Here is a 15,910-nt window from a genome sequence, read left to right as displayed (position 1 = left end):
ATCGAGGCCTCGGGAAGCAAACCCGAGGCCTCGATTGCACGGCCCCAAGCCTGGCCTCAGGCCACCGCCGCGCGGGCGTGCTGTTCCAGCTGTTCCTTCAAGCCCGGCTGCAACTGCAGCCGGCGCGCCAGTTCGTCCAGGTAGGCGCGTTCCATGTAGCTTTCCTCGTCCACCACCAGCAGGCTGGCCAGGTACATCTCGGCCGCCATTTCCGGGGTCTTGGCCGATTGCGCGATGGCGGCCGGGTCCAGCGGACGGGCCAGTTCGGCTTCCAGCCAGCGCCGGTCCTGCGCGTCGGACGACAGCTTGCCCATCTCGGTTTCCAGCAGGGCGCGTTCCTCGGGGCCGATGTGGCCGTCGGCCTTGGCTGCACCGATCATGGCCGTCAGCACCGCCGTGCTGTGTTGCTCGGCTTCGGGCGGGGGCAGGCGGTCCAGCGTCTGCGGCGGCCCGGACGGCGAGCCGGCCTGGTTGCGCTGCCAGTCGCCATAGGCCCGGTAGGCCAGGGCGCCCAGCGCCGCCATGCCGCCGTACATGGCGACTTTGCCGCCAATCTTGCGGGCCTTCTTGCTGCCCAGCAGCAGGCCCAGCGCGCCGGCGCCCAACGCGCCGCCGCCCAGCCCGGTCAGGAACGAGCCCTTGCCGCCCGTGGCGCCCTGCACCTTGGAACTGGCGTCGGACAGCAGGCCCTGGCCGGATTGCAGCAATTGATCGAGAAGTTGTCTGGCGCTCATGCGGCCCCCTGGGTGAACGCAAAGGATCTTGCGGATAGCAGTATCCGACCTTCGTCGCGCCAGGAAGTTCAGCTTACAGTCAGAAATGGATGTAGCGCACCCGGGTGGGCGCCATCGGCGGATGCTACAACGTCGGGCAGAGGCGGTGCGCGCGCGCCGCCCGCAACGCAAGGAGCCCCGCCCATGACGATCCACGTGCGCCAGAACGCGCCCAACACCCTGCAATTCACCGCCACGGCCGAAGGCCACGACCTGCCGCTGGACATGCCGCAGCCGCAGGGCGCCGGCCCGGACCCGCACGACTATTTCGATACCGCATTGGGCGGCTGCAAGGCCATGACGCTGATGGTCTACGCGCAGCGCAAGGGCTTGCCGCTGGAATCGGTGGGCGTGGACGTGGTGCGCGATGCCGGCGAAGAGCGCAAGGGCATCTACCGCCTGACGGCCAAGCTGACGCTGCACGGCGAACTGACCGACGCCCAGATCGATGAATTGCTGGCCGTGGCCGAAAAGTGCCCGATCCACAAGCTGATGACGGCGGTGGACGTGCAGGTGTCCACGCTGATCGTGCGGCCGGCCTGAACCAAAAAAAACGGACCCGCAGGTCCGTTTTTTTACTGCCCAAGGCAGGCTGGGCCGACCCAGGCCGGGTCAGGCCCCGTCCGGTATCAGTCTTCCATGCCCGGGACGACGGTCGAGAAGCCCGCATCCACGTGGGTGATCTCGCCCGTGACGCCGGCGGCCAGGTCCGACAGCATGAAGGCGGCCACGTTGCCGACGTCGTCGATGGTGACGTTGCGGCGCAGCGGCGCCTGGGCCTCGACGAACTTCAGGATCGCCGAGAAGTCCTTGATGCCGCTGGCGGCCAGGGTCTTGATCGGGCCGGCCGAAATGCCGTTGGCGCGGATGCCGCGCGGGCCCAGCGCCGTGGCCAGGTAGCGCACGCTGGCTTCCAGCGAGGCCTTGGCCAGGCCCATGGTGTTGTAGTTGGGCACCACGCGTTCTGCGCCCAGGTAGGTCAGCGTCAGCACCGAACCATTGCGGCCTTCCATCAGCGGCAGGGCGGCCTTGGCCATGGCGGCGAAGCTGTAGGCGGAAATGTCGTGGGCGATGCGGAAACCTTCGCGCGACAGGCCGTCCAGGAAGTTGCCGGCAATGGCTTCGCGCGGCGCGAAGCCGATGGAGTGCACCAGGCCGTCCAGGCCGTCCCAGCGCTTGGCCAGGTCGGTGAAGGTGGCTTCGATCTGGCTGTCTTCGGCCACGTCGCACGGCAGCACGATGTCGCTGCCGAACTCGGCGGCGAATTCGCTCACGCGGTCCTTGAAACGGTCGCCCACGTAGGTGAACGCCAGTTCGGCGCCTTGCTGGTGACAGGCGCGCGCGATGCCGTAGGCGATGGAGCGGTTCGAAAGCACCCCGGTGACCAGGATGCGTTTGCCGGCGAGAAAGCCCATGTGTGGTTCCTTTGAATTTTTTCCTTCTGGAGACCGCCTATTTTAAGGAGTTTGGCGGCTCCGCGGATAAAACGCCGCGGCGCCCTGGTGGGCGCCGCGCGATATGACGGGAGGGCCGGATCTCGGCCCCGGACTTCAACCGCGGGCGTTGGTGCCCGGCACGCGCAGCTGGGCGCCGATCTTGAGCGCATTGCCCTTCAGGTTGTTCAGGGCGCGCAGCGCATCCACCGAAGTGCCGTATTGCTTGGCCAGCGAGAACAGCGTGTCGCCCTGGCGGACCTTGTGGGTGCGCACGTTGGGGCGGGCCGACGCGCCGCGCGCGGCGGGGGCCGCGGCCTTGCCGCGCGGCGCCGGCGTCTTGGTGCTGGCCGGGGCCGAATCCAGCGCGCCCACGGGGGCGGCCAGCGAGGCCAGCTGCACGCCGCCCGTGCCGGGGTCGCCCGGCACCAGCAGCGACTGGCCCGACGCGACCTTCTGGCGCGAGCCGATGTCGTTGGTTTCACGCAGCTTGGCTTCGGTCACGCCGAAACGCTTGGCGATCGACGCGTACGATTCGCCGCGGCGCGAGTGGTAGACCTTCCAGGCGCTCAGGTCGCCCTTGTAGTTGGTCAGGTTGGCGTTGAAGATTTCGACGCGGTCGGCGGGCAGCAGCAGCGTGGGGCCGTGGTCGCCGCGGATGACGGGGCGGTTGAACGACGGGTTCAGGGCCTTGAATTCGTCCAGCGGCATTTCGGCCAGCTTGGCGGCGATTTCCAGGTCGATGTCGCTGTTCTTCTGGACCGTCACGAAGTAGGGCGTGTTGCCTACCGGGGGCAGCGCCACCGCGTAGCGCTGCGGGTCGGCGATGATGTTCTTGATGGCCTGCAGCTTGGGGACGTAGTTGCGAGTCTCGTCCGGCATGTTCAGCGACAGGTAGTCGGTGGGCTGGCCGGCGGCTTCGTTCTTGGCCATGGCGCGCTGCACCGAGCCTTCGCCCCAGTTGTACGAGGCCAGGGCCAGGTACCAGTCGCCCTGCATTTCAAACAGCTTTTCCAGGTAGTCCAGCGCCGCGTTGGTCGAGGCGATGGGGTCGCGGCGTTCGTCGCGCCACCAGTCCTGCTTCAGGTTGAAGTGCTGCCCGGTGGCCGGCACGAACTGCCACAGGCCGGAGGCCTGGGCGCGCGACAGGGCGGTCGGGTTGTAGGCGCTTTCGACGAAGGGTAGCAGGGCCAGCTCGGTCGGCAGGCCGCGGCGGTTGATTTCGTCGACGATGAAATACAGGTACTTGCCGGCGCGTTCGGCCATGCGCTGCACTGCCTCGGGGTGGGACGCGTAATAGTCGGTCCACTGCTGCGAGAGGTCGGTGTTCAGGTTGGGGATGGCGAAGCCGCGGCGGATGCGGTCCCAGGCGTCGGCCGGCGGGTTGGTCAGGTCAACCGTGCGGGACGTGTCGCGGGCGATGTAGCGCCCTTGGGAGTTGGTGGTGAGGTTCTTGCTGTCGGGGGATTTGGTTCCTGCGCAACCGGCGAGGACTGCCATCAGAAGTGGCAGAAGGAGTCGGGATAGCTTCATCGGGCGGTCACTTGAATTCGTTCTTCCATTCACGAAGGGAGGCAAAAACCTCTACCGGCGTAGTTTGGTCGCGGCCGGCCCAGTCAATTGCGGCGCGGACGACGTCAGCTTGCTGCGTACGCAAAAACGGGTTGGTCGCGCGTTCCTGACCGATGGTCGAGGGAAGCGTGGGAAGACCTTCTGCGCGTAATTGCTGGGCCCGCTGATACCACTGTTGCAGGGTGCGGTTGGCGGGTTCGACTGCCATGGCCCAGCGCAAGTTCGCTAGAGTGTACTCGTGTGCGCAAAAAACCTGTGTATCTGGCGGTAAAACAGAAAATTTTTCCAAGGAATCATGCATTTGCGCGGGAGTCCCCTCGAAAAGCCGGCCACACCCCCCCGCAAACAATGTGTCCCCACAGAACAGCACAGGCTGTTTTCCCGCCGCCCGGCCGACGTAGGCGATGTGTCCGGCGGTGTGGCCGGGCACGTCCAGCACGGTCAGGTCCAGGTCCAGTTCGGGGATCTCCACCCGATCGCCCTCGACCAGCGGCACGTCGCAGCGCGGCAGCGTCTCGCGGGCGGGCCCATATACCGTGATGCCGCCAATGCGGGACAATTCCAGGACGCCTCCCACATGGTCGCCGTGGTGGTGCGTGAGTAGAATGGCGCGCAGCTTCAGGCCTTCGCGGGCCAGCCATTGCAGCACGGGGCCGGCTTCGCCGGGGTCGACCACGGCGGCTTGACCGTCGCGCACGATGGCCCAGATATAGTTGTCGGTGAAGGCTGGCAAAGGCAAGACCGCGGCAGTGCTTTCGCGGCCGCCTGCGGGGGCGGTCAAGGCTTGCATGAGATTCGAAGGAATAAGACGTGGCAGAAGAGACTGCGCCGATTGTAGAACTGGCTGAATGGTTCCAGACGCCGCCCGGGCAGTATGCCCTGGCCTGGGAACGCGCGCAGTTCGACGCGGCCGTGGCGGACGTGTTTGGATATTACGCCTGGCAGGTCGGCCTGGCCGACATGAACCTGCTGCGCGCCAACCGCATGCCCTTCAAGGGCTATGTCGGCACCGAAACGCCCACGCCCGACAGCATCGCCGGCTGGCAGTCGCGGGTGGTGCTGGCCCAGCCCGAGGCCCTGCCGTTCGAATCCCAGAGCGTCGATCTGCTGATCCTGCCGCACGCGTTCGAATGCGCGGCCGAACCGCACAACGTGCTGCGCGAGGTCGAGCGCGTGCTGGTGCCCGAAGGGCGGGTGGTGATTTCCGGTTTCAATCCCTGGAGCATGTGGGGCGCGCGCACCCGCATGCCCGGCATGGAACCCTGGCTGCCGCAGCCGCCGTCGTCGCAGGTGTCGCTGCCGCGCCTGAAAGACTGGTTCAAGCTGCTGTCGCTGGAAGTCGAGCAAAGCCATTTCGGCTGCTACGCGCCGGCCTGCCGCAGCGAAAAATGGCTGCAGCGCTGGGGCTTCCTGGAATCGGCGGGGGCGCGCTGGTGGAGCCTGGGCGGCGCCGTCTACCTGGTGTCGGCCGTCAAGCGGGTGGCCGGCATGCGTATCATTGGGCCCGCCTGGAAGACCAAGCCCAAGCGCGCGCGCGCGGCGTCGGTGGTGGTCAATCGCCAGGCGGACGACGGTTTCGACCGCTCCTGAAGCGGCCCCGTCGCTTTCACTGTGACAGTACAAGGACATACCAGCAGCACCATGCAGGACAACAACGCGAACGACCAGAAAGTGGAAATGTGGACCGACGGCGCCTGCAAGGGCAATCCCGGTCCGGGCGGTTGGGGGGTGCTGATGCGCGCCGGCGCGCACGAAAAGACCATGCACGGCGGCGAGGCCCAGACCACCAACAACCGCATGGAACTGCTGGCCGTCATCGAAGGCCTGCGGGCGCTCAAGCGCCCGTGCATCGTCACGATCCACACCGACTCCCAGTACGTCATGAAGGGCATGACCGAATGGCTGGCCAACTGGAAGCGCCGCGGCTGGATGACGGCCGACAAGAAACCGGTCAAGAACGCCGAGCTGTGGCAGGCGCTTGACGACCAGGTGCGCCGCCACACGGTGTCCTGGCGCTGGGTCCGCGGCCACGCGGGCGACCCCGGCAACGAACGCGCCGACCAGCTCGCCAACCAGGGCGTGGAATCCATCAAGCGCGGCTGATCGGGTCGCGCCCAGGCCGGCGGCCCCCACGTCGCATCGGGATATACCCTGGGTCGGGCGGATTAGTGCTTTCAACGCGCTACAGGATTGTTCCAGTATGTAAATCCGGGTGCTAAAGTGCCAAGCCTTATTCCAGATCCAGCGGCGCCGCCCCTGCGGGGCATGCATGGCGCGCGCCGCGATACCGCCACATTCGCGCATGAAAAAAGCTGTACTGTTGGCCGCCGTCGCGGCCGGGTTGGCCGCGGGGGCCGCGCTTGGCGTATTCGTGCCGCGCTGGCTTGCGCCGGCGGCCGTCGAATCCAAGGCGGCCGCCAAACCGGTGCCCAAGGCCGCCGCCGCGCGGGTCGAGGTCGCCGCCGTCACTGAAATCCCGTTCGCCCGTGGCCTGTCGGCCGTGGGCAGCCTGCGTTCGGACGAGGCCGTCGTGCTGCGGCCCGAAGTGGCGGGGCGCATCCAGTCCATCGAATTCAAGGAAGGGCAGCCCGTCAAGCGCGGCCAGCCCCTGATCCGGCTGGACGACTCGGTGCCGCGCGCCGAATTGGCCCAGGCCCGCGCCAACCTGACGCTGGCGCAAAGCCACTACCGCCGCGCCGTGGCGCTGCAGGGCAAGGGCTTCGTCAGCCAGCAGGCGCGCGACGAATCGGCCAGCACGCTCAAGGTGCAGGAAGCCGCGGTGGCGCTGGCGCAGGCGCGCCTGGACAAGATGACCATCACCGCGCCCTTTGCCGGTTTTGCCGGCCTGCGCAGCGTGTCGGTGGGCGACTACGTCAACCAGGGCCAGGACCTGGCCCCGCTCGAAGCCATCGACCCGCTCAAGGTGGATTTCCGGGTGCCGGAAATGTATCTGAGCAAGGTCGGCGTGGGCCAGCAGCTGACGCTGCGCCTGGACGCGCTGCCCGGCCAGGAACGCCAGGGCCTGGTGTACGCCGTCAGCCCGCTGATCGACGCGGGCGGGCGTTCCATCCTGCTGCGGGCCACGGTGGCCAACCAGGATTCGGTGCTGCGCCCGGGCATGTTTGCCCGCGTGCAACTGATGTTCAATCAGGACAAGGCGCTGGTTGCGCCCGAAGCCGCGCTGTCGCCGTCCGGCGAAACGCAGTACGTCTACCGGGTCAAGGACGGCGTGGCCGAGCGCCGCGAAGTCACCATCGGCGAACGCCGCGAAGGCCGCGTCGAGATCCTGACGGGCGTGGCGCTGGGCGATCAGCTGGTGGTGTCCGGCCTGCAGCGCGTGACCGACGGCGGCGCCGTGCAGGTCGTGAACAACGGCGCCTGACGCCACATCCGCGAGCGGCTGCCCCATGCGTATCTCCGAAACCTGTATCAATCGGCCGGTGTTCGCGTCGGTGCTGTCGCTGATCATCATCCTGATCGGCCTGATCTCGTATTCCCGCCTGTCGGTGCGCGAATACCCCAAGATCGACGAACCCATCGTGTCGGTGGACACCACCTACAAGGGCGCCTCGCCCGAGGTGATCGAATCGCAGGTGACCAAGCCGCTGGAAGACCAGCTGGCCGGCATCGAAGGCGTGGACGTGATGACGTCGCGCAGCCGCTCAGAGCGCAGCCTGATCAACATCAAGTTCAACCTGTCGCGCAACCCGGACGCGGCCGCGGCCGAGGTGCGCGACAAAGTCTCGCGCGCCCGGCGTTTCCTGCCCGACGAGATCGACGAGCCCATCATCGGCAAGGTCGAGGCCGATTCCCAGCCCATCATCTACATCGCGGTGGAATCGGGTTCGTACTCGGCGATCCAGACGTCCGACTACATCAACCGCTACATCAAGACGCGCCTGTCGGTGCTGCCGGGGGCAGCCGAAGTGCGCGTGTTCGGCGAGCGCTTGCCGTCCATGCGCATCTACGTCGACCGCGACAAGCTCGCCGCCTACGGCCTGACCGTGCAAGACGTCGAGACCGCGCTGCGCAGCCAGAACGTCGAAATTCCCGCCGGCCGCATCGAATCGCGGGCGCGCGAATTCTCGGTGGTGTCATCCACCGACCTGCAGACCCCGACGCAGTTCGAGAACGTCATCGTCGCCAACGTGAAGGGCTATCCGGTGCGGCTGCGCGACGTCTCCAAGGTCGAGATCGGCGCCGCCAACGACCGCGTGCTGTCGCGGTTCAACGGCAAGCCGGCCATCAACATCGGCGTCACGCGCCAGTCCACCGCCAACCCGCTGGAACTGTCCAAGGCGGCGCGCGAGGAAATCGTGCGCCTGAACGAGAATCTGCCGGCCGGCATGAAGCTCACCATCGCGTATGACTCGTCGGTGTTCATCGAGCGGTCCATCGATTCGGTGTTCCACACCATCGGCGAAGCCATCATCCTGGTGGTGCTGGTGATCTTTTTCTTCCTGCGCAACCTGCGGGCCAGCATCATCCCCATCGTCACCATTCCGGTGTCGCTGGTGGGCGCCTGCGCGCTGATGTACCTGTTCGGCTTTTCCATCAACACGCTGACGCTGCTGGCCATGGTGCTGGCCATCGGCCTGGTGGTGGACGACGCCATCGTGGTGCTGGAAAACATCTTCCGCCACATCGAAGACGGCATGCCGCGCAAGGAAGCCGCGCTGCGCGGCTCGCGCGAGATCGGTTTTGCGGTGGTGGCCATGACCATGACCCTGGTCACCGTGTACGCGCCGCTGGCGTTTGCCACCGGCCGCACCGGACGCCTGTTCATCGAATTCGCGCTGGCGCTGGCCGGCGCCGTGCTGGTGTCCGGCTTCGTGGCCCTGACGCTCACGCCCATGATGTGCTCGGTGCTGCTGCGCCACCAGAGCAGCCACAGCCGCTGGTACAACCTGATCGAAGGCTGGCTCAACGGCATGAGCAACGGCTACCGCCGCCTGTTGGGCGCATCGCTGCGGCATCGCTGGCTGGTGGTGGTCATCGGCGTGGCCGTGGCCGCCGGCAGCGGCGTCCTGTTCAAGGTGGTCAAGAGCGAACTGGCGCCCATCGAAGACCGCGGCGTGGTGTTCGGCATCGTCAGTGCGCCCGAAGGCGCCACACTGAACTACACGCTGGACAGCATGCAGGGCATCGAGGGGTTCTACGCGGCCATTCCCGAAGCCAGCGGCAGCCAGGTCACGGTGGGCTTTCCCACCGTCACCGACGGCACGGCCATCCTGCGCCTGAAACCCTGGGAAGAGCGCGGCCGCAAGCAGCAGGCCATCACGCAGGAATTGCAGCCGCTGTTCTCGTCGCTGCCCGGCGTGCGCGCGTTCCCCACCAATCCGCCGTCGCTGGGCCAGTCCGCCCGGTCCAAGCCGGTGGAATTCATCATCATGAGCCAGGCGTCCTATGAAGAGCTGGCGCGCCTGACCGACGTGTTCCTGACCGAACTGCGCAAGTATCCCGGCCTGATGAACCTGGACACGGACCTGCGCCTGAATACGCCTGAATTGCGGGTGAGGGTGGATCGGGACAAGATGGCGGACGTGGGCGCCAACGTCGACACCGTGGGCCGCACGCTCGAATCGATGCTGGGCGGCCGCCAGGTCACCCGCTACAAAGACCAAGGCGAGCAGTACGACGTGATCGTGCAGGTGACCCCGCGCGACCGCGCCAACCCCACCGACATTTCCGGCATCCACATCCGGGCGCGCGACGGCAGCATGGTGCAACTGGACAACCTGCTTGGCGTGCACGAAGGCGTGTCGCCGCAGTCGCTGAACCACTTCAACCGCCTGCGCGCGGTCAAGATCGACGCCGCCGTGGCGCCCGGCTACGCGCTGGGCGAAGTGCTGACCCACATGCACCAGGTGGCCCGCGAAGTCCTGCCCAACACGGTCGTGACCGACCTGGACGGCCAGTCGCGCGAATTCCGCGATTCGTCCGGCAGCATCTACCTGGTCTTCGCCATGGCGTTGGCCTTCATCTACCTGGTGCTGGCCGCCCAGTTCGAAAGCTGGCGCAACCCCTTCATCATCATGCTGTCGGTGCCGCTGTCCATGACCGGCGCGCTGCTGGCGCTGTATCTCACCGGCGGCACGCTGTCGATCTACAGTCAGATCGGGCTGATCACGCTGGTGGGGCTGATTACCAAGCACGGCATCCTGATCGTGGAATTCACCAACCAGCTGCGCGACGAGGGCAGGGAACTGTTCGAGGCCGTCACCGAGGCCAGCGTGCTGCGCCTGCGGCCTATCCTGATGACCACGGGCGCGATGGTGCTGGGCACGGTGCCGCTGGCGCTGTCGACCGGCGCGGGCGCCGAATCGCGCCAGCAGATCGGCTGGGTCCTGGTGGGCGGGCTGATGCTGGGTACACTACTGACCTTGTTCGTCGTGCCGGTGGCCTACACCCTGATCGCCACCGCACGCAAGAAACCCGGCCCCGCCGGCAGCGCAGCGCATCCCCCGGCCGAGCCGGGCGCCCCGGATGCCCACACGCGGCCGACGTCTGCGGCCCAAGCGTCGGAATAGCTTTATGCGCCAGATCATCTTTGACACTGAAACCACCGGGCTGGACCCGGCCCAGGGACACCGCATCGTCGAAATCGGCTGCGTCGAACTGGTGAACCGGATGGCCACGGGCAACAACCTGCACATCTACCTGAACCCGGACCGCGACAGCGACCCCGAGGCGCTGGCGGTGCACGGCCTGACCACCGAATTCCTGTCCGACAAGCCGCGTTTTGCGGAAGTGGCCGACGAATTCGTCAAGTTCATCCAGGGCGCCGAGCTGATCGCGCACAACGCCGCGTTCGACGTGAAGTTCTTCAACGCCGAACTGGCCAAGACCGGCCGTGGCGTCATCACCGAATACTGCGACACGGTCACCGACTCGCTGCTGCACGCGCGCTCGCTCTTCCCCGGCAAGCGCAACTCGCTGGATGCGCTGTGCGACCGCTTCGGTATTTCGAACGCCCACCGTACGCTGCACGGCGCCTTGCTGGACTCGCAGTTGCTGGCCGAAGTCTGGCTGGCCATGACCCGTGGGCAGGACGCACTGCTCATCGACGTGGACGATAACGACCAGGGCGCCAATGGCGGCATGGTGCTGGCCCGCTTCGACGCCTCCGGCCTGCCGGTGGTGAAGGCCAGCGAGGCCGAACTGGCCGAGCACGAAACCTACCTGGCGGCGCTGGACAAGTCGGTCGGCGGCGAATGCGTCTGGCGCAAAATGGACGCGCCGGTGGCGGTCAACTGAAGTTTTTCACAGGCGACTTGCACACTTTCAAAAAAGCGTGCTAATATTTCGCCTCTTTCGGGGTGGTTAGCTCAGTGGTAGAGCACTGCCTTCACACGGCAGGGGTCACAAGTTCGAAACTTGTACCACCCACCAAAGACCCTCGAAGAACCTGGCCTGGCTGCAAAGCGGGTCAGCGTGATTCGAGATTGCGGTGCAAAGCAAGGCAGCAGTACAAAGCAATAGAGCCAAAGCATTAGAGCCAAAGCATTAGGCCAACCCCAGCGGTTGGCTTTTTTGTTTTCTGCGCCGGCTTTCTGTGTCTTCCTTGACGTGGCGCAAGCCACGCGATGGCGCTTGCGCGCTATCGTCCCCGGGGTTGTCTATGATGGAAGCTGAAGTATCGAGCTGACCTATCCAAGCCGACAACCCCGCTCCGGGAGACCCCCTTATGCACCCCAGCACCAACACCATGTTGATCATCATCGTCACAGGCGTGGCGCTCATGCTGGTCGGGTTCGGACTGCGGGACCGCAATATCGGCATGGGCTTGATGGGCATCGGCCTCATCACGGCCATCGGCACCATCATCTACAAGGCGTACATCACGTTCTATTGAGGTTCGTGTAGCCCGCGTGGGCCACGCGACGGCGGGCCGGGGCCTGCCGCTCAGCCCTTGGGCGCCGCCTGGCGCGCCACCCGTGCCAGCAAGGTATCGAGCTGGTTGGCGAAGGCCTTGCGGTCCGCCTGGCTGAACGAGGGCGGTCCGCCCGTATCGACGCCGCTGGCGCGCAATTCTTCCATCATGTCCCGCACCGCCAGCCGTTCGCGGATGGTTTCCGGCGAATAGCGTTCGCCGCGCGGGTTCAACGCCATCGCACCCTTTTCGAGCACCTGCGCCGCCAGCGGAATGTCGCCGGTGATGACCAGGTCGCCCGCGGCCGCGCGTTCGACGATATGCGCGTCGGCCACGTCAAAGCCGCGCGGCACCTGCACCGCGCGGATCAGCGGCGACGGCGGGGTGTGCAGCGCCTGGTTGGCCACCAGGGTCAGCGGCACCTGCCAGCGCTGCGCGGCGCGAAACAGGATGTCCTTGATGACCCCGGGACAAGCGTCGGCGTCGACCCAGATATGCATCAGCCCAGGGCCTTCTGCAGGGCTTCGGCCACGAGGTCGTTGGTGGTGATGCCGCGTTCGGCGGCGGCGGCGCGCAGCGCGTCGGCTTGCGCCTGCGACAGCTTCAGCGGAAACGGCACCAGGCCGGCGGCCTGGTCCAGCTTGCGCTGTTCGCGACGGTCGGGCGCCTGCGACGCCGTGCCGAAGCGGTCGGGCGTGGCGGCTTGCTTGAGTTGGCCGGCCAGTTTCAGCGCCTGATTCTTTTGCAGATCGAATTTATTCATGAAGATTCCTGATTGGGATCGCAATCATAAGCGCAAGCGCGATCAAGGCTTGCCGGGTTCGGTGGACGCCGGGCGGGTTTTGGGGTGTTCCAGCGCGGCCAGCCCTTCCTCGGCGCCGTCGTGCAGCGGCACCGTCAGGCCGCGCCGGGCTGTCGCCACGCTGACCTGGGCGCCCTGGGCCGAACCGGCGGCCAGCAGGTCCTGGCCAGTCTGGTAGACCGCGCGCACCACCTGCAGGGCCTCGTCGCGGGTCAGGTCGGACGTGGTCAGCAGCAGCGCGGCCATGCCGACGGTGGCGACCGGTTCGGGCTGGTTGGGGTAGGTGCCGGCCACGATGTCCATCGGCATCAGCGCGCTGTCCTGGGCCGCCAAGGTCTTGATCGCGGCGGAATCCAGCGGCAACAGCTTCAGATGTGCCTGGGTCAGCGCATCGCGCAGCGGCGTGGCAGGCACGCCGATCACCTGCGCCGCGGCGTCGATTGCGCCGGAATTCAGCGCCGACAGCGAACCGGCGAAGGGCGTGGGCACGGCTTCATAGTCGCGGCCCGCCTGCAGCCCATGCGCCGCCAGCACCGTTTCCAGCGTGGCGCGCACCGCAGAGCCTTCGGCCCCCAGCGCGATCTTCTTGCCCTTCAGGTCGCGTACCGTGCGCACCTTGGCATCGTCGCGCACGACGATGTGCACCAGTTCGGGATACAGGCTGCCCAGCGCGCGCAGCCCGGTGAACGGGCCTTGCGAAGCGAAGGGGCCGCGGCCTTCGTAGGCCAGCTTGGCCGTGTCGGCCTGGGCCAGCCCGACCACCGCATCGCCGCTGCGCAGCAGGGCGATGTTCTCGGCGCCGCCGCCGGTGATGAGCGGCGTGACGCGGATCTGGCGGGCCTGGCCCACCGCGCCCAGCGCCCGCGCGAAGGTGACGTACTCGCCCCGATCGGGGCCGCCCGCCAGCGGGTAACCCTGCTGCATCCGGGCCAGGCGGCCGTTGATGCGGGCCACCGAGCGTTCCAGTTCCTGCTGCACCACGTGCTGCGCCGTGCTGGATGCGCTGTAGGCGACCGAATGGGTGATCTGGTCCAGCGTATCCAGCAAGCGCTGGGTCACGGGTGGCGGCGCGCCGGTATCCAGCGACGGCGCCTCGGCGGCCTTGAAGCCGGCCGGCGTCACCAGCGTCCAGGCGTCGCCGTCCTGGCGGTAGATGGCGCTGGCGTGCGCCACGATGCGGTCGCCGGCCTGGTTGCCGCTGGATTTCACGCCGCTGATGCTGCGCGGGCCGGCGCCCAGCAGCGTCACCAGGGCGGCAGCGCCGGGCTGGTCCCAGGCGCCCAGCGAGATGTCGCGGGTCACTTCCAGGCGCAGGTCGTAATACACCACGCGGCGGGTCTCGCCGGCCGGCGCGCTGCTGTCGGCGGCCGAGCCCATGCGCTTGAGGTCATCGATGCGAAACAGGCCCGCGCCATAGGTGGCGGCCAGGCCGCGTTCGACATCCGCGCGCAGCGCATCGGTATCGGGCGCGCGGCCGCAGGCGGCCAGCAGCAGGCACAGAGCGATCAGCAGAAAGCGTTTCAGCATGCTCACATTCCCCCCACGAACGGCAAGGAGATCAGGGACGTCAGCACGATCACGTTCAGGATGTCCACCAGGAAGGCGCCGGTTACCGGCACCACGATGAAGGCCTGACGCGCCGGGCCGTGGCGGCGCGTCAGCGCCTGCATGTTGGCGATGGCGGTGGCGGTGGCGCCCAGCGAGAAGCCGCAGAACGCCGCCGACATGACAGCGGCCTCGTAGTCGCGCTTGAGCAGGCGGAACACCACCACGCTCGCATAGAGCGCGCAGAACAGCGTCTGCACCGCCAGGATCAGCGCCAGCGGTCCGGCCAGCCGCGCTACGCTGGTCAGGTCCAGCGTCATCATCGTCATGGCCAGGAACAGCGACAGTGTGATGGTGCCGATGATCTCCGTGGCGCGGTCGTCCAGCTTCAGCCCCAGGTGTTCGCCGCCGTTGCGGATCAGCACGCCGGTTGCCAGGCACCACAGGAAGTTCGGCAGGCTGACGGGCGCGCCTTCGACCAGCGTCGCCAGGAAGCCGCCCGCCACCAGGCAGACGAAGGCGGCGGTCATGGACGTGATGAACGAGGCCGCGGTCGAAGGCGCCTGCGCCTCGGCCAGGTCGGCGGCCTCGTGGCCGCCGTCGGCCTGCGGGTCCAGGCTGCCGCGCAGCTTGTGGCGCCGCATGATCCATTCGGCCACCGGGCCGCCCACCACGCCGCCCAGCACCAGGCCGATGGTGGCTGCGGTCATGGCCAGCGCCATCACGTCCTGGATGTTGTTGACGTCGGCAAAGCGCGTGGCATAGGCCGCGCCCGTGCCGTGCCCGCCCACCAGCGTGATGGTGCCGCCCAGCAGGCCCATCAGCGGATGCATGTCCAGCAGCCAGGCCATGCCCAGCCCCACCGCGTTCTGCAGCACCAGGAAAGGAATCAGCGCCAGCAGGAACGCAATCAGGCGCGGGCCGCCCTTGGCCAGCAGCTTCAGGTTCGCGGTCAGGCCGATGCAGCCGAAGAACAGCAGCAACAGCGTCGGCTTGACGCTGGTTTCCAGGGCCACCGACACGCCGCCCCAGGTGGACAGCAAGTAGGCGGCCACGGCGAACAGCAAGCCGCCGACGATCGGGTCGGGGATGCTGTAGCGCGCCAGTACGCCGATCCGGGAGGTCAGGACGCGGCCGATGGCGAGCACCAGGCAGCAGGCCAGCAGGGATTGGACTGGGGAAAGCGAAATCATGGATACCTTCGCGCCCCGCGGGGCGCAGTGAATTCAGAGCGGAAATGCACGCGCCATGTAGCTGGCTTGCGGCCCGTAGCCTTCAAGCTTGGCCGCCAGGTCTTGCCCGCCGGCGGCAACGGGTGCATAGCCGTGGCGGACCCAATACCCCACCGCCGAACCCAGCGACACCAGGCTGGCCCGCTGTAAACCGCACTGCATGGCGCCTTGGGCCGCGGCGTGCAGCAACGCCTGCCCGACGCCCAGGCCCTGGGCCGACGGCGCTACCGCACAGTCGTGCAGGAACCAGTGATCGGCCGGCTCGGGCAGGGCGGTCAGCGGCGCGTCCAGTGTCGGCGGCAGGCCGGCGTCCCAGGGGTATGACACCAGATAGCCCAGCAAGGCCGATGCAGGTTGCGGCGCGGCGGCATGCGCCACCCAGCAATGGGCGGGCGCAAGCGCCAGTCGGTTCAGGAAGAAGTCAGCGCTTTCCAGCAGAAAACCCGGGTAAGCCACGGCCTGGACCTGCAGGATGGCGTCGACGTCGCTGGCCAGCATGGGGCGAACTCGATAGTGCATAACCACCTTGTAAAACAAGAACTTCGCGCATTTTACCGGCGCGGGAAACCGGGGGCGGATGGCGTCCGGCCCCCTGCTTTACGTCCCTTCACATATCGGGGACAGAGATTCACGCGGCTTCATACATTTGGCCCGATCGGCTGCCTAGAATCGGTCGCAGG

16 protein-coding genes and 1 tRNA gene are annotated in these 15,910 nt (G+C 67.1%); 8 read left to right on the top strand and 9 right to left on the bottom strand.

What is annotated here, in order from left to right:
• Positions 1-56 precede the first annotated feature (56 nt).
• Positions 57-734, bottom strand: a complete 678-nt coding sequence (locus AC3WMR_RS23990; protein ID WP_492265803.1) for a tellurite resistance TerB family protein — start codon at positions 732-734, stop codon at positions 57-59.
• 183 nt (positions 735-917) lie between these two features.
• Here AC3WMR_RS23990 and AC3WMR_RS23985 point away from each other — a divergent pair, with 183 nt between their 5' ends.
• Positions 918-1,316, top strand: a complete 399-nt coding sequence (locus AC3WMR_RS23985; RefSeq protein WP_025137521.1) for an OsmC family protein — start codon at positions 918-920, stop codon at positions 1,314-1,316.
• Positions 1,317-1,402: 86 nt separating this feature from the next.
• Here the strand turns inward: AC3WMR_RS23985 and fabI are convergent, their stop codons facing one another.
• The 3 genes from fabI to gloB all read right to left on the bottom strand — a co-directional run bounded on the left by fabI (position 1,403) and on the right by gloB (position 4,568).
• Positions 1,403-2,188 (bottom strand): enoyl-ACP reductase FabI, encoded by a 786-nt coding sequence (gene fabI / locus AC3WMR_RS23980; protein ID WP_029953785.1) that lies wholly within the window; start codon positions 2,186-2,188, stop codon positions 1,403-1,405.
• 135 nt (positions 2,189-2,323) lie between these two features.
• The gene (locus tag AC3WMR_RS23975; protein ID WP_025137520.1) at positions 2,324-3,739 is read right to left on the bottom strand and encodes a transglycosylase SLT domain-containing protein; all 1,416 of its coding nucleotides are present in this window, start codon (positions 3,737-3,739) and stop codon (positions 2,324-2,326) included.
• Between the two features lie 7 nt (positions 3,740-3,746).
• Positions 3,747-4,568, bottom strand: coding sequence for a hydroxyacylglutathione hydrolase (gloB, locus tag AC3WMR_RS23970; protein ID WP_175195604.1), 822 nt, complete (start codon positions 4,566-4,568; stop codon positions 3,747-3,749).
• Between the two features lie 20 nt (positions 4,569-4,588).
• Here gloB and AC3WMR_RS23965 point away from each other — a divergent pair, with 20 nt between their 5' ends.
• The 7 genes from AC3WMR_RS23965 to AC3WMR_RS23935 all read left to right on the top strand — a co-directional run bounded on the left by AC3WMR_RS23965 (position 4,589) and on the right by AC3WMR_RS23935 (position 11,633).
• Positions 4,589-5,368 carry a class I SAM-dependent methyltransferase gene (locus AC3WMR_RS23965; protein WP_492265804.1) on the top strand — a complete coding sequence of 260 codons (780 nt, stop codon included), beginning with the start codon at positions 4,589-4,591 and terminating at the stop codon, positions 5,366-5,368.
• Between the two features lie 51 nt (positions 5,369-5,419).
• The gene (gene rnhA, locus AC3WMR_RS23960) at positions 5,420-5,881 is read left to right on the top strand and encodes a ribonuclease HI (protein ID WP_025137517.1); all 462 of its coding nucleotides are present in this window, start codon (positions 5,420-5,422) and stop codon (positions 5,879-5,881) included.
• A gap of 199 nt (positions 5,882-6,080) precedes the next feature.
• Entirely contained in the window at positions 6,081-7,160 is a 1,080-nt protein-coding gene (locus AC3WMR_RS23955) for an efflux RND transporter periplasmic adaptor subunit (RefSeq protein WP_492265805.1), read from the top strand.
• 25 nt (positions 7,161-7,185) lie between these two features.
• Positions 7,186-10,308, top strand: a complete 3,123-nt coding sequence (locus AC3WMR_RS23950; RefSeq protein ID WP_175195597.1) for an efflux RND transporter permease subunit — start codon at positions 7,186-7,188, stop codon at positions 10,306-10,308.
• A 4-nt stretch (positions 10,309-10,312) separates the two neighbouring features.
• Positions 10,313-11,035, top strand: coding sequence for a DNA polymerase III subunit epsilon (dnaQ, locus tag AC3WMR_RS23945; protein ID WP_492265806.1), 723 nt, complete (start codon positions 10,313-10,315; stop codon positions 11,033-11,035).
• Between the two features lie 60 nt (positions 11,036-11,095).
• Positions 11,096-11,170, top strand: a tRNA-Val gene (locus AC3WMR_RS23940).
• A 295-nt stretch (positions 11,171-11,465) separates the two neighbouring features.
• On the top strand, positions 11,466-11,633 hold the full coding sequence (locus AC3WMR_RS23935) for a hypothetical protein (RefSeq protein ID WP_025137513.1): 168 nt from the start codon (positions 11,466-11,468) through the stop codon (positions 11,631-11,633).
• Between the two features lie 50 nt (positions 11,634-11,683).
• On the opposite strand, the gene AC3WMR_RS23930 is transcribed toward AC3WMR_RS23935, so the two are convergent.
• Genes AC3WMR_RS23930 through AC3WMR_RS23910 form a run of 5 tightly spaced genes read right to left on the bottom strand, consistent with a single transcriptional unit; the run spans position 11,684 to position 15,728 of the window.
• On the bottom strand, positions 11,684-12,151 hold the full coding sequence (locus tag AC3WMR_RS23930) for a YaiI/YqxD family protein (protein ID WP_025137512.1): 468 nt from the start codon (positions 12,149-12,151) through the stop codon (positions 11,684-11,686).
• Positions 12,151-12,414 carry a hypothetical protein gene (locus AC3WMR_RS23925; protein ID WP_025137511.1) on the bottom strand — a complete coding sequence of 88 codons (264 nt, stop codon included), beginning with the start codon at positions 12,412-12,414 and terminating at the stop codon, positions 12,151-12,153. The genes AC3WMR_RS23930 and AC3WMR_RS23925 overlap by 1 nt, the downstream gene beginning before the upstream one ends.
• Before the next feature lie 42 nt (positions 12,415-12,456).
• Complete coding sequence (locus tag AC3WMR_RS23920) at positions 12,457-13,986, bottom strand: TAXI family TRAP transporter solute-binding subunit (RefSeq protein ID WP_492265807.1); 1,530 nt, start codon at positions 13,984-13,986, stop codon at positions 12,457-12,459.
• A complete protein-coding gene (gltS, locus tag AC3WMR_RS23915) occupies positions 13,983-15,191 on the bottom strand; it encodes a sodium/glutamate symporter (protein WP_492265808.1) in 1,209 nt (402 codons plus the stop codon). The genes AC3WMR_RS23920 and gltS overlap by 4 nt, the downstream gene beginning before the upstream one ends.
• A gap of 33 nt (positions 15,192-15,224) precedes the next feature.
• On the bottom strand, positions 15,225-15,728 hold the full coding sequence (locus AC3WMR_RS23910; RefSeq protein WP_492265809.1) for a GNAT family N-acetyltransferase: 504 nt from the start codon (positions 15,726-15,728) through the stop codon (positions 15,225-15,227).
• Between the last annotated feature and the right edge of the window lie 182 nt (positions 15,729-15,910).

It is taken from the genome of Achromobacter sp. FW305-C-28 (assembly GCF_058783235.1).
The sequence above is the reverse complement of the archived record's forward strand: the minus strand, read 5'-3'. Positions and strand labels throughout refer to the sequence as shown.

Coding starts and splice junctions, on each gene's coding strand:
- rnhA (WP_025137517.1), top strand. CDS start 5,420: ATGCAGGACAACAACGCGAACGACCAGAAAGTGGAAATGTGGACCGAC.
- gltS (WP_492265808.1), bottom strand. CDS start 15,191: ATGATTTCGCTTTCCCCAGTCCAATCCCTGCTGGCCTGCTGCCTGGTG.
- AC3WMR_RS23985 (WP_025137521.1), top strand. CDS start 918: ATGACGATCCACGTGCGCCAGAACGCGCCCAACACCCTGCAATTCACC.
- AC3WMR_RS23990 (WP_492265803.1), bottom strand. CDS start 734: ATGAGCGCCAGACAACTTCTCGATCAATTGCTGCAATCCGGCCAGGGC.
- AC3WMR_RS23930 (WP_025137512.1), bottom strand. CDS start 12,151: ATGCATATCTGGGTCGACGCCGACGCTTGTCCCGGGGTCATCAAGGAC.
- AC3WMR_RS23950 (WP_175195597.1), top strand. CDS start 7,186: ATGCGTATCTCCGAAACCTGTATCAATCGGCCGGTGTTCGCGTCGGTG.
- AC3WMR_RS23955 (WP_492265805.1), top strand. CDS start 6,081: ATGAAAAAAGCTGTACTGTTGGCCGCCGTCGCGGCCGGGTTGGCCGCG.
- fabI (WP_029953785.1), bottom strand. CDS start 2,188: ATGGGCTTTCTCGCCGGCAAACGCATCCTGGTCACCGGGGTGCTTTCG.
- AC3WMR_RS23925 (WP_025137511.1), bottom strand. CDS start 12,414: ATGAATAAATTCGATCTGCAAAAGAATCAGGCGCTGAAACTGGCCGGC.
- AC3WMR_RS23975 (WP_025137520.1), bottom strand. CDS start 3,739: ATGAAGCTATCCCGACTCCTTCTGCCACTTCTGATGGCAGTCCTCGCC.
- AC3WMR_RS23935 (WP_025137513.1), top strand. CDS start 11,466: ATGCACCCCAGCACCAACACCATGTTGATCATCATCGTCACAGGCGTG.
- dnaQ (WP_492265806.1), top strand. CDS start 10,313: ATGCGCCAGATCATCTTTGACACTGAAACCACCGGGCTGGACCCGGCC.
- AC3WMR_RS23910 (WP_492265809.1), bottom strand. CDS start 15,728: ATGCTGGCCAGCGACGTCGACGCCATCCTGCAGGTCCAGGCCGTGGCT.
- gloB (WP_175195604.1), bottom strand. CDS start 4,568: ATGCAAGCCTTGACCGCCCCCGCAGGCGGCCGCGAAAGCACTGCCGCG.